The organism is Rhodanobacter sp. C05 (genome assembly GCF_002001165.1).
GTDB lineage: Bacteria > Pseudomonadota > Gammaproteobacteria > Xanthomonadales > Rhodanobacteraceae > Rhodanobacter.
Genome location: NZ_MUNQ01000024.1, coordinates 21,619 through 33,835 on the forward strand (window position 1 = coordinate 21,619; position 12,217 = coordinate 33,835).

8 protein-coding genes are annotated in these 12,217 nt (G+C 63.4%); 4 read left to right on the plus strand and 4 right to left on the minus strand.

The features are described from left to right. Window positions 1-424: 424 nt before the first annotated feature. Entirely contained in the window at window positions 425-1,042 is a 618-nt protein-coding gene (locus B0E51_RS17710) for a DUF4126 domain-containing protein (RefSeq protein WP_077446217.1), read from the plus strand. Here the strand turns inward: B0E51_RS17710 and B0E51_RS17715 are convergent. The 4 genes from B0E51_RS17715 to B0E51_RS17730 all read right to left on the minus strand — a co-directional run bounded on the left by B0E51_RS17715 (window position 1,030) and on the right by B0E51_RS17730 (window position 6,109). After that, entirely contained in the window at window positions 1,030-2,409 is a 1,380-nt protein-coding gene (locus tag B0E51_RS17715; protein WP_077446223.1) for a leucyl aminopeptidase family protein, read from the minus strand. The two genes, B0E51_RS17710 and B0E51_RS17715, sit on opposite strands and share 13 nt — an antisense overlap. A gap of 89 nt (window positions 2,410-2,498) precedes the next feature. Further along, window positions 2,499-3,200 carry an HAD family hydrolase gene (locus tag B0E51_RS17720; RefSeq protein ID WP_077446218.1) on the minus strand — a complete coding sequence of 234 codons (702 nt, stop codon included), beginning with the start codon at window positions 3,198-3,200 and terminating at the stop codon, window positions 2,499-2,501. Window positions 3,201-3,212: 12 nt separating this feature from the next. Further along, entirely contained in the window at window positions 3,213-4,478 is a 1,266-nt protein-coding gene (locus tag B0E51_RS17725) for a substrate-binding domain-containing protein (RefSeq protein ID WP_077446224.1), read from the minus strand. Window positions 4,479-4,708: 230 nt separating this feature from the next. Then, the gene (locus B0E51_RS17730) at window positions 4,709-6,109 is read right to left on the minus strand and encodes a Do family serine endopeptidase (RefSeq protein WP_077446219.1); all 1,401 of its coding nucleotides are present in this window, start codon (window positions 6,107-6,109) and stop codon (window positions 4,709-4,711) included. Window positions 6,110-6,557: 448 nt separating this feature from the next. Between B0E51_RS17730 and B0E51_RS17735 the strand changes: the two genes are divergently transcribed. The 3 genes from B0E51_RS17735 to B0E51_RS17745 all read left to right on the plus strand — a co-directional run bounded on the left by B0E51_RS17735 (window position 6,558) and on the right by B0E51_RS17745 (window position 11,417). Then, window positions 6,558-9,806 carry an LAGLIDADG family homing endonuclease gene (locus tag B0E51_RS17735; protein ID WP_077446220.1) on the plus strand — a complete coding sequence of 1,083 codons (3,249 nt, stop codon included), beginning with the start codon at window positions 6,558-6,560 and terminating at the stop codon, window positions 9,804-9,806. 195 nt (window positions 9,807-10,001) lie between these two features. Further along, window positions 10,002-10,547 (plus strand): hypothetical protein, encoded by a 546-nt coding sequence (locus B0E51_RS17740; RefSeq protein ID WP_254424569.1) that lies wholly within the window; start codon window positions 10,002-10,004, stop codon window positions 10,545-10,547. A gap of 129 nt (window positions 10,548-10,676) precedes the next feature. Continuing rightward, window positions 10,677-11,417 (plus strand): NrdJb, encoded by a 741-nt coding sequence (locus tag B0E51_RS17745; RefSeq protein WP_077446222.1) that lies wholly within the window; start codon window positions 10,677-10,679, stop codon window positions 11,415-11,417. Window positions 11,418-12,217 lie beyond the last annotated feature (800 nt).

A 12,217-nucleotide genomic window follows, 5' to 3' on the forward strand; every position in this document is an offset into this window, starting at 1 on the left:
CAATTGCAAACGCGTTGATCTGCCATTCCCCAACGGCAAGTTAGCTGCTTGATCCTGCGGGTTTGTTGACGCAGTCGGAGGAAAATGCAGATCGGCTTCAGGATCACACGGGACCACAAAAAAAAACAGCGTCATGACACTTTTTTGGACGGCCAGGCGATAGGGCCGGCTTCAATCACCGCGGATCTCGCCCGGCCTTCGCCTTGGTCATGGCCCCGATGGGCGCCACATCGAACACAGGTGTCCAGAGGTGCCGGTGCGGTCATCGTGATCGCATGAATGTTCGGAAAAGCAGTCCATGGCAAGGTTCTCTTGCCGACCACCCGGCCAAGGCACCCCGTCGGCAAGGACTTGCGTCAAGGCTGGACAGGCCGCGGCATCACGCGTAAACACGGTTTGCAGCCGTCCCCTCCCGAGGATCCGCATGGACCTGTTGCCGAACGTCGCGCTTGCCGGTGGCCTGGCCTGGGCCAGCGGTATCCGGCTGTATGCCACGATTTTCGTGGCCGGCATGCTGGGCCGGTTCGGCTATGTGCACCTGCCGGACGGCCTGCTGCCGCTGACCGATACCTGGGTGCTGGCCGTGTCCGGCGTACTGATGCTGTGCGAATTCCTCGCCGACAAGGTACCGGCGTTCGACAGCGCCTGGGATGCGGTGCATACCTTCATCCGCATCCCGATCGGCACCTTGCTGGCCTGGGGCGTGTTCAGGGATTCCGGTGCCGGGGTACAACTGGCAGCGGCCCTGCTCGGCGGGGCGCTGGTCGCCGGTACGCATTTCACCAAGGCCGGCACGCGCGCGCTGATCAATACCTCACCGGAGCCCTTCAGCAACTGGGGCGCCAGCGTCGGCGAAGACGTCAGCTGGCTGGGCGGGTTGTACCTGATGTGGCGGCACCCGCTGGTGCTGCTGATCCTGCTCGGCCTGTTCGTGCTGCTGATGTGCTGGATGCTGCCGCGGATCGTGCGTGGCCTGCGCGCCTTGCGACAGCGCCTGCAGCGACTCGGCTCGACCCTGTCCGGCTCCGCTCAGCCGCGATAGCGCTGCTGCAGGAACACGAACAGTGCGCGCAAGCCCATCGCCTCGCCACCACGCGGCCGACCCGGACGATCGCTGTCGTTCCACGCGTAGGTGTCCAGATGCAGCCATGGCGTGCTGTCCGGCACGAAGCGCTCCAGATACAGCGCGGCAGTGATCGCGCCGGCATGGCGTGACGGGCCGGCGTTGGCGAAGTCGGCCAGATACGAGTCGAGCATCCGGCGGTACGGCCGCCACAGCGGCAGCCGCCACAGCGGATCGTTGACCGTGTGACCGGCGGCCAGCACGGCGGCGGCGGCGGCTTCGTCGTTGGCGAACAGCGCCGGCAGATCCGGCCCCAGCGCCACCCGTGCGGCGCCGGTGAGGGTGGCGAAATCGACGATCAGTTCGGGCTGCTGCTCGACGCCGTAGGCCAGCGCATCGCACAGCACCAGCCGGCCCTCGGCGTCGGTATTGTCGATCTCGACGGTGTGGCCGGCGCGGGTGGTGATCACTTCGCCCGGACGCATCGCGTTGCCGGCTACGGCATTCTCCACCGCCGGAATCAGCAGGGTCAGGCAGACCGGCAGCTTCGCCTGCATGATCAGGCTGGCCAGTGCGATCGCGTGCGCGGCACCGCCCATGTCCTTCTTCATCCAGCGCATGCCGTCGGACGTTTTCAGATCGAGACCGCCGGTGTCGAAGCACACGCCCTTGCCGACCACCACCAGCTTGGGATGGCTGGACTTGCCCCAGTTCAGTTCGATCAGTCGCGGCGCGCGATGGCTGGCGCGGCCGACGGCATGGATGGTCGGGAAGTTGGCCTTGAGCAGTTCGTCGCCGACCCACTCGCGCACCTTCGCCTTGTATGTCTTGCCGAGTTGCTTGATCGCATGGGCGAGCTGCTGCGGTCCCATGTCCTCGGTTGGCGTGTTGACCAGGTCGCGCACCTGGTTGGTCGCCTCCACCAGCGGCGCCAGCTGCTGCAGCTCGGCAGCGGACACGACGAGTCGTGCCGGCGCGCGCTTCGGCTGGCGATAGCGGGTGAACTGATAGGCACCCAGCGCCCAGCCCAGGGCGGCCTGGTTCGTATCGGCCAGCACGCCTTCGGCGGCGAGGTGGTAATTCGCTTCGGGCAACGCGGTGGGCAGCGCGGCCAATGCGCCGAGTGCATCCTGTGCATCGACACCCGCCAGTACACGCACCAGCTTGCCGGTCGGATCGGTCAGCAACGCAAACGTGCCCGGCGCGGCCGCGAAGCCGCTGTCGCTCAACCAGCGCCGTTGTGCTGCAGTGATCCGGCGGCGGCTGGCCGCGTAATGCGCGGTATCGGTGGTCTCGATGGCGATGCTGTGGCGGTTGCCGGACTGGCGTTCGATCAGGGCGGACATGCGGAATCCTTCGGACTTGCGGGGCACGACGCGTGGTACCAACGGCGTGACAATCAATTTCCAATGATGCGTGATTTGCGGGGCGCTGCCTATGGTGCGGCGTGCTGTGCCTCGAGCCAGTCGGCCAGCGCATTCATGTCACGCAGGTCGAGCTCGGGTGCAGGTCCCAGTTCGAGTGGCCAGGGTGCGCCGGCACGATTGATCCATGCCGTGCGCAGGCCGGCTTCGCGGGCGCCGACCATGTCCATCGCCGGATCATCGCCGACGTGCAGGATCTGTGCAGGTGCCACACCGAGCCGTTCGGCAGCTGCCCGGAAGATCCGCGGATCCGGCTTGGCCACACCGCTGTCGCGGGCGCAGATGTGATGGGTGAAGTGTGCGTGGATGCCGATGCGTTGCAAATCGGCATTGCCGTTGGTCAGGCTCGCCAGCGGCCAGCGGGCGGTGATCCGTCGCAGTGCCGGGAGGCTGTCGGGATACAGCTCGACGCTGTTGCGCGCGGCGAAATAGATTTCCCACAGCGCATCGACCGGTGCAGGGGAGATGCCGCAGGCGGCGAAGGCGTGTTGCAAGGTGAGCTGGCGCTGGGTGGTGAAGTCGTGCGCGAGGTCGAGTCGCTCGCTGGCGACCTGGTTGCGCAATTCGCGCATGGCCGTGATCGGCCATGCGCGTGCGACGTCCGGGTAGTGCTGCTGCAACCATGCGTCAACCGCGAGATCGGCACGTACCAGGGCCGGCTGCACCGGCCACAGGGTATCGTCCAGATCCAGCGTCAGCGCGAGTATCCGCACGCTGTCGCGAACTCAGCGGTCGCTGACTTGCAGGGTCTGGCCGAGCTTGATCTGATCGTTCTTGAGGTGGTTCCAGTCGCGCAGCTGGGCCACGCTGACGGAATTCTTTTTCGCGATCGAGGACAAGGTATCGCCCTTGGTCACCGTGTAAGTGGTGCTGGTCGGGGCCATGTCGATGCTGGGCTGGCTCGGCGCCTCGCTGGCGGCGCTCGGTGCGCTGACCGGGGCAGCCGTCGACTGCTTGCTCATGGTGGAGGTGCGCTGCTGCGCGGCGGCCAGGGCGTTCACCGCGGCGATCGAATTGTCGGCACGCACGCCGGCGTTCGGTGTCGTTTCAAGACGGCTTGGGCGCACACCCAGTTCGGCAAAGATCTCGTCACGGCGCGCATCCTGCATCGAGACCAGCGCGAGGCCATCCTGGTACGGCAGTACGTCGTGCTTGCGCATCGCCGCCTTGGCGGGTTCGGTTTGCAGGAAGTCGATGAAGGCCTGCACTTCCGCTGCCTTCGGGCTGCGCGGATTGGTCACCAGGTAGATCGGAGTGAACAGCACATAGCTGCCGTTCGCCAGGTTGGCGCTGCTGGCGGTCTTGCCATTGATCGCGACGGCCTTGAGCTTGGGATTGCCGTAGATGTCGGCCATCGTGGCGACGCCGAAGCCGTTCGGATTGAGCTCCACGCCTTCCTCGAGCTTGTGCGTGTTGACGTACAGACGCGGTGCGGCGACCGGCTGGTTGCCGCGACCGAACAGCAGGTCGCGCAGGCTGTATTCCACACCGTCGCCGGGACTGGCCACGGCATAGACGTCGATCGGCGCGTTGTTGCCGCCGACTTCGCTCCAGTTGTGGATCTTGCCGTAATAGATGTCGTGCACCTGCTTCAGCGTGAGGTTGCTGACCGGGTTGGACGAGTGGGTGATGATGACCAGCGCATCCCAGGCCACCGGGGTGAACGTGAGGTTGGTGTTCTGCGCGCTGCCGTCACTGGCACGCGCACTGCCGGCCAGATCCGCGGCACCGACGGCCACCGCATCGATGCCCGAGGCCGTGTTGAACGGCTGCAGTTCGATGCTGCCGTGCCCGGTCTTCTGCCAGGCGAGCGCCACCTCGTTGACGACGCCGGTGGCGGTGGCGACGTCGCCGCGCCAGATCAGGGTGGTTTTCGCCGGTGCCGTGGATTTGGCAGGCGTGCGTGCATGTGTTTTGGCGAACGCAGGCGCAGTGACGAAACAGGTTCCGATCAGGGCGATGGACAGCAGGCGGGCAAGACGGACAGACATGGTGGTGGGGAACCCCGGCGTGATTTGAGTGAAGGTGATGATCGAGTATGCCGCCATGCAGGCGGTCACAAGGTGAAGTAGACAGGGTATTTCATCGACCTGAATACAAAACATCAAGCACTTTCATGCGTTTGCGTACCCATGTGACGCCAGGTTGTGCAACGGAACACGTCTGGCGGACGACCAGTGACGGAGTTTTAACGACCGTTCCAGCCTTTTGGCGACCTCACTCAGTCGATCACCACGTAATGGCTGCCATCGTCATCGGCGACCACCAGCACCAGCTGGCGCAGGTGCACATTGGCCAGGCCGCGCAGCATGCGCAGGCCGGTGAGGCGCTGGTTGCCGATGCCGATCAGCAGGTCGCCAGCACTCAGACCCGCGCGCGCGGCGCGGCTGCCCGGCTGCACTGTGCCGATCATCACGCCGAACAAGCCTTGCGCACGCTGCTCGTCGCTGAGGTCGCTGAAGCGCACGCCGCTCAGGCGCGCATCCAGCTGGCTGCCCTCGATGCTGTCCAGCTTGATCTGCCGCAGGTTGGCGCTGACCAGCCGGGTTTGGCCGTCGCGCAGCACGCCCAGTTGCACGGTGCTGCCCAGTGGCAGCAGGCCTTCGGCATTGCGCAGTTCCTGCTCGTTGTGCAGCGGCTTGCCGTTGAGCGTGGTCAACACGTCACCCGGCTGCAGTCCGGCATCCTCGGCGGCCGAGCCGGCGCTGACGCCGGTGACCACCACGCCGTTGCTGTCCTTCAGCTTCAGCAGCTGGGCGATGCGCGGCGTGATCACCTGCGTCTGCACGCCCAGGCTGCCGCGCTGCACCTTGCCGTGCGCCAGCAGCTGTCCCATCACTTCGCTGGTGAGCTCGCTGGGTATCGCGAAGCCGATGCCGACGTTGCCGCCCGAGGGCGAGAAGATCATCGTGTTGATGCCGACCAGTTCGCCACGCAGGTTCACCAGCGCACCGCCGGAGTTGCCGGGGTTGATCGAGGCGTCGGTCTGGATGAAGTTCTGGTAGCCGGTGCCTCCCGAACTCGATCCGCCAAGGCCGGAGCGGCCCAGCGCGGAAACGATGCCGGCGGTCACCGTCTGACCGAGTCCGAACGGATTGCCCACCGCCACCACGTAATCACCCACGCGCAGCTTGGACGAATCGGCCAGCGGCAGCGCCTGCAGGTTCTGCGCGGGAATCTGCACCACCGCCACATCGGTGTCCGGATCGGTGCCGATCAGCTTGGCCTTGAACGTGCGCCCGTCCTGCAAGGTCACCGTGATGTCATCCGCGCCGCCGACCACATGATTGTTGGTCAGCACGTAACCCTTGGCCGCGTCCACGATCACGCCCGAGCCCAGGCTCTGTTCGGTGCGTTCCTGCGGGGTGTCGGGCAGGCCGAAGAACTGGCGGAACACCGGGTCGTTGAAATAAGGGTTGTTTACGGCCACCCGTGTCTTGGTCGAGATGTTCACCACCGCCGGCGTCACGTGCTCGAGCATCGGCGCCAGCGACGGCATCGACTGGCCATCGATGGCCGCGGGCAGGGTGGCGGCAGCGGCCGTGCCCGGCATGATGCCGATGATGGTGGTGGCCAGCAGGCCGGTCAGCCAGCACAAAAGACGGGAAGGGCGCGACGACATGGAATCCTCCTCAGATAGACGATGAAAGCGGCGCTGGTTCGACCCGATCCTGGCGCGACGGTTCCATCCGGCCCGTGCCGGGCGTCGCAGCGCCTTTTGATCGATCCGCCTGCTGTAAGTACTTTACATCCGGCGGCGTCAGGGTTAACTTTCCTACCCGATCACAACCACAATATCTTGTGTTTGGGTGCTGGCGCTGGGACAAGTGCTGGTGCTGACTGGCGCACTCTTGAGGGGGAGTCGTTATCGTCGGAAGCAGGTGGCGCATGGGCCGGAGGGCAATCCTCCGTGGCTTGTCGGCAGTCACACATGCGGCGTTAACAGCGCCGTCGTATCCAATAAATATAAGACGGGGGCCGCGAGGCCGCACCGGGAGGTCAGCAAGCCGATGAGCACAGTGCGTGCGCCAGCCACAAACCCAGCCCCAGGTTCGAGCCAGAATCCAGTCATGAGTCGTGATGCCGCCGTGGAAATTCCGCTGCAACCTGCGTCCTATGACATCTGGGACAAGAAATACCGCCTGAAGGCGAAGTCCGGCGAGCCGGTCGATGGCAGCATCGACGAGACCTACCAGCGCGTGGCGCGTGCCTTGTCCGATGTGGAAGCCAGCGACGAGTTGCGCGGCCACTGGTACGAGCGTTTCCTGTGGGCGCTGCGCCGCGGTGCGATTCCCGCCGGCCGCATCACCTCGAACGCCGGCGCGCTGGCGCACAAGCCGGCCACCTCCACGATCAACTGCACCGTCTCCGGCACCATCCGCGATTCGATGGACGACATCCTGGAGAAGGTGCACGAGGCCGGCCTCACCCTGAAGGCTGGCTGCGGCATCGGCTACGAATTCTCCACGCTGCGTCCGCGCGGCGCATACGTGTCGGGCGCCGGCGCGTATACCAGCGGCCCGCTGTCGTTCATGGATATCTACGACAAGATGTGCTTCACCGTGTCGTCCGCTGGCGGTCGCCGCGGCGCGCAGATGGGTACGTTCGACATCAGCCACCCGGACGCGAAGGAATTCATCCGCGCCAAGCGCGAGGACGGCCGCCTGCGCCAGTTCAACCTGTCGCTGCTGATCACCGACGGCTTCATGGACGCGGTCGAGCACGACCAGGACTGGCCGCTGGTGTTCCCGGTGCACGTCAAGGAAAAGAACGAGATCGACGTCGACGATCCGACCAAGGTGGTCTGGCGCGAATGGCCGACCCACGAGAACTACGTCGACCGCGAAGACGGCCTGGTCGCCTGCAAGATCTACAGCCACATCCGCGCGCGGCACCTGTGGGACATGATCATGGTCTCGACGTACGACTACGCCGAGCCCGGCTTCATCCTGATCGACAAGGTCAACGAGATGAACAACAACTGGTGGTGCGAGCACATCCGCGCGACCAATCCGTGCGTCACTGCCGACACCTGGGTGCAGACATCCGAAGGTCCGCGCCAGGTCAACGACCTGCTCGGCCACGGCTTCATGGCGCGGGTAGATGGCAAGGATCACGTCACCGGCGCCGAGGGTTTCTTCCGCACCGCGACCAAGCCAGTGCTGGCCTTGCAGACCGAAGAAGGCCATCGCCTGCGCCTGACCGAAGACCACCGCGTGCGCCGCGTCTCGCGCATGACGCGCTGGAGCGTGGATACCGAATGGTGCGCCGCCGGTGCATTGCAACCGGGTGACCGCGTGCTGCTCAACGACCACCGTGCCAACGCGCAGTGGTCCGGCGCGCTGACCGCGGAGCAGGGTTATCTGCTCGGCATGCTGGTCGGTGACGGCACGCTCAAACACGAGGCTGCGGTGTTGTCCGTGTGGCCGCAGGCCGCCGTCGTGAACGGTTCCGTGAATGGCGGCGCGCGTGCCTTGATGGCCGAAGCCTTGCGCTGTGCGCAGACCCTGCCGCATCGTGCCGACTTCGCCGGCTGGTCGGAAGTGAGCGGTCGTGGCGAATTCCGCATGAAATCCGCCGCACTGCGCGATCTCGCCTTCGAGTTCGGCATGGGCATCGGCGACAAGGCCATCACCCCGGCGCTGGAACAGGCATCGAGCGACGCCTACCGCGGCTTCCTGCGTGGCTTCTTCGATGCCGACGGCTCGGTGCAGGGCAGCCAGGCCAAGGGTGTGTCCGTGCGCCTGGCACAATCGGACCTGTCGCGGCTGGAAGCGGTGCAACGCATGCTGCTGCGTCTGGGCATGCCGTCGCGCATCTATCGCGATCGCCGCGCCGCTGGCGAAAGCCTGCTGCCGGACGGTCACGGTGGCACGCGAGCGTATGCCACCCAGGCTCAGCACGAGCTGGTCATCACTGGCGAGTCGCTGCCGCGTTTCGCCGAACTGATCGGCTTTGCCGATACCGACAAGGCGACCCGCCTCAAGGGCGCCCTGTCCGGCTACCAGCGCAGCCTCAACCGCGAGCGTTTCGTCGCCACCGTGGCGTCGCTGCAGGCCGATGGCGTCGAGGACGTCTACGACGTGCAGGTACCCGGCATCAACACCTTCGACGGCAACGGCCTGCACGCACACAACTGTGGTGAACAACCGCTTCCGCCGTACGGTTCCTGTCTGCTCGGCTCGATCAACCTCACCACCTTCGTGCGCGATCCGTTCGGTCCCAAGGCACGTTTCGACTGGGACGAGTACCGCGAGGTGGTGAAGGTGTTCACCCGCATGCTCGACAACGTGGTCGAGATCAACGGCCTGCCGCTGGAGCAGCAGCGCAACGAGATCATGTCCAAGCGCCGTCACGGCATGGGCTTCCTCGGCCTCGGCTCCACCGTGACCATGCTCAAGCACCGCTACGGCAGCGAAGAGGCCGTCGCGTTCACCGAGGAAGTCTCGCGCGAGATGGCCGTCGCCGGCTGGGAAATGGCGCTGGATCTGGCCAAGGAGAAGGGCGCCGCACCGATCCTGCTGCGCGACTTCACCGTCACCGGCGACATGCTGCGCAAGCGCCCGGAAATGGTCAGCGACGGCTACAAGGTCGGCGACTCCATCCCCGGCCGCGTGCTGCACGCCAAGTACAGCCGTTACATGCAGCGCATCGCCAGCGTGGCGCCGAACCTGGTCGAGCAGCTCGCCGAAACCGGCGCGCGCTTCACCCACCACAGCTCGATCGCGCCCACCGGCACGATCTCGCTGTCGCTCGCCAACAACGCCAGCAACGGCATCGAGCCGAGCTTCGCGCACAGCTACTCGCGCAACGTGATCCGCGAAGGCAAGAAGTCCAAGGAAAAGGTCGAGGTGCTCAGCTATGAGCTGCTCGCTTACCGCGCACTGATCAATGCTGACGCCAAGGTGTTCACTGACGAGGCCGCCAGCAAGCTGCCGGATTACTTCGTCTCCGCCGACGACATCAGCCCGAAAGAGCACGTCGACATCCAAGCCGCCTCGCAGAAGTGGATCGATTCGTCGATCTCCAAGACCGCAAACGTGCCCACCGATTACCCCTACGAAGACTTCAAGGACATCTATTTCTACGCCTACAAGCAGGGCCTGAAGGGATGCACCACGTTCCGCTTCAACCCCGCCGCGTTCCAGGGTGTACTGGTGAAAGAAGCCGACCTTGAAAATACCCTCTACCGCTTCGAGCTTGAGGACGGTAGTGTTGTCGAACTGAAAGGCAACGAGCAGGTGGAGTACGACGGCGAAATGCACTCCGCCGCCAATCTCTTCGATGCCTTGAAGGAAGGGTATTACGGCAAGTTCTAGGAGCGCGTACATTCCGAAAGGTCACGACACATTCCAGAAACGCGTACATTCCCGCAGGGTCTCGGCAAGTTCTGACATTCATCGGAGGGGAACACCAGCATGTCCATCGATAACGAAATTGAAGTGAGCAGCATCACACCGGTTGTCACCGAAGCACCTGCCGTCGCCCTGCCGGTTCTGCCGGACGTGGCGCCGGTGGCTGCCGCGCCTGCACCGGCCAAGAAAAAGCCGGCAGCCAGGAAGAAGGCAGCGCCGAAAAAAGCTGCAGCAAAGAAGGCGGCGCCGAAGAAGGCCGCTGCCAAGAAGGCTGCACCGAAGAAAGCCGCCGCCAAGAAAGCTGCGCCGAAGAAGGCGGCTGCAAAGAAAACCGCCAAGAAGGCGGCCGCCAAGAAAGCTCCGGCGAAAAAGGCTGCTGCCAAGAAAGCCGTGAAGAAGGCTGTCAAGAAGGTTGCCAAGAAAGCCTCAGCCGCGAAGAAAGCGGTGAAGAAGGTGGCCAAGAAAGTCGCCAAGGTAGCCAAGAAGAAGGTCGCCAAGGTCGCAAAGAAGGTCAGCAGCAAGAAGTCGGCCAGTAAGAAGGCCGCACCCAAGAAGGCGGCAACGAAGAAGTCCGCCAGCACCAAGAAAGGTGCAAGCAAGAAAGCCGTCGCCAAGACGGCCAAGAGGTCCACTGCCAGCAAGAAGGCGAGCGTCAAGTCGGCCAAGAAACCTGCTGCCAAGAAAGCCGCCGGTAAAAAGAAGTAAGCCACACCGCATCCGGCCCGGCCTCGCGCCGGGCCGGATGTTTTTCTCCGCGCCAGCTGGCGCGTGACGCGCACCAAGATGCCGGCCGCTCCAGCCGCCGCGCGTCCATCAACAAGAAGAAGCGAATCCATGGCAATCAAGATCGAAAAGAAGATCACCGGCTACAACGTGGTCAAACCCGAAGACAAGGTTGCCGCCCCCACGGTCACAGCCAGCGCGCCGAAAGAGCCGCCGATGGCCGAAGTGATCCAGATGCACGAAAGCGTGGAGCGTCCCGAAACGCTGATCGGCTCCACCTTCAAGGTCAAGTCACCGCTGTTCGAGCACGCGCTGTACGTCACCATCAACGACATCGTGCTCAACGCAGGCACTCCGCACGAGCAGCGCCGCCCGTTCGAGATCTTCATCAACTCGAAGAACATGGACCACTTCCAGTGGATCGTGGCGCTCACCCGCATCCTCTCCGCCGTGTTCCGCAAGGGCGGCGACGTCACCTTCATCGTGGAAGAGCTGAAGGCCGTGTTCGACCCGCGCGGCGGCTATTTCAAGTCCGGTGGCGTGTACATGCCGTCGATCGTCGCCGAGATCGGCGCGGTGATCGAGCAGCACATGAAGAACATCGGGCTGATCCATGATCCGGAGATGGATGCGGCCACGCGCCAGCTGATTGCTGACAAGCGCGCTGCCTACGAGGCGGCCGGGGCAAAAAAAAACTCTGATGTAGGCGCGGCTGCCGGCGCCAAGGGCGAGATCAACGATTCGGGCTTCCCGCCCGGTGCCACGCTGTGCGTGAAGTGCAATACGCAGGCGCTGGTGCTGATGGATGGGTGTCAGACATGTTTGAATTGTGGGTATTCGAAGTGCGGTTAAACATTGCTGGTTAATAGCGCTGGAGAAAAAGGCAGCAGTGATGCTGCCTTTTTTGGGGACAGGGGAAGCCTATGAGGCTGATACCACCAATCACAGGTATATTGCTCGGGTTTATTATGGTCAACTCAGTGTTGGCACAAGTCTTGGCGAGCAAAAGTTCTACGCTCCCATCTCAGCTGAATGTCGAGTCTTTTTCGCCGGTACGTTGGAGCAGCGCTCGCTGGATTCTCTTTTTTCACGATTATCAAAGTGATTCGTACTACACCTACAAAGCAACAGACTACGTCGCGACGTATAGCGTGAAGTTCGGAATTCGCGGCGAGTATGGGCGATACGCTATCGTGGTTTTCGATGATGGACAGGTTCACTGTGACCATCAAAGCGGGGTTCCTGCCCAGTTCCTAGATTTTAGCCACGAAGATTATCGAGCCTCCGACGGAGTACGACTTGGAAGTCCATTTGACCCAAGTTACGTACATAAACACGCCAAGGTGGTATCAGGTTCGGTCTTGGACATTGTCACTAAGGCAGTTTGTACAGCCGTTCTTGCTGCTCACGGTCATGGTCGCCCGCGGTGAATTTCGCACTGGTGGATAATCAAAGTTGATGGCGATAATTGATTTCAAATAATTTCATCTTCCCGCTTTTTCAGTCGAGAATGTTGATTATCTTTTAGGGATGCTCTGATTTATTCCTCGCCTCAGGCATCATAGCGACCAGTCTCCAGGAAGCGCCTCCCCCATGAAACAGCGTTCGTTTGCGTCGTTGAGTTTCGAGTCGAAGAAGAAGCCGACGCGGCG